This is a genomic window from Cupriavidus consociatus, from assembly GCF_017814975.1.
In the GTDB taxonomy this organism is placed as follows: domain Bacteria; phylum Pseudomonadota; class Gammaproteobacteria; order Burkholderiales; family Burkholderiaceae; genus Cupriavidus; species Cupriavidus consociatus.
Genome location: NZ_JAGIQA010000193.1, coordinates 1 through 299 on the forward strand (window position 1 = coordinate 1; position 299 = coordinate 299).

The window sequence follows — 299 nt, forward strand, 5'->3', positions numbered from 1 at the left end:
CGTAGGGCCGCAGCAGAACACTTCGCGCTCCAGGAAGTCCGGCACCATCAGCTCCAGCATCTTGTGGTTCAGATAGCCGCGATACCCGGCCCAAGGCTCGCCCAGGCCGTGTTTTTCGCAAATCAGGTGCAGGCTGAAGTTGTCGATCCGCGACGCCATGTGCTCCAGCTCGCGGTGATAGATGATGTCCTTGGGCGAGCGGGCGCTGTGGATAAAGGTCAGGTCGACGTTCGCATTGGTGTCGTAGAACCAGCGCGCCATGGACATCACCGGCGTGATCCCAACGCCGCCGCTGAGGT

General features: G+C 61.5%; 1 pseudogene. It reads right to left on the reverse strand.

Annotated features, from left to right (window positions below):
- Nucleotides 1–299, reverse strand: a pseudogene (gbcB, locus tag J8I82_RS38060) (glycine-betaine demethylase subunit GbcB); the annotation flags it as partial.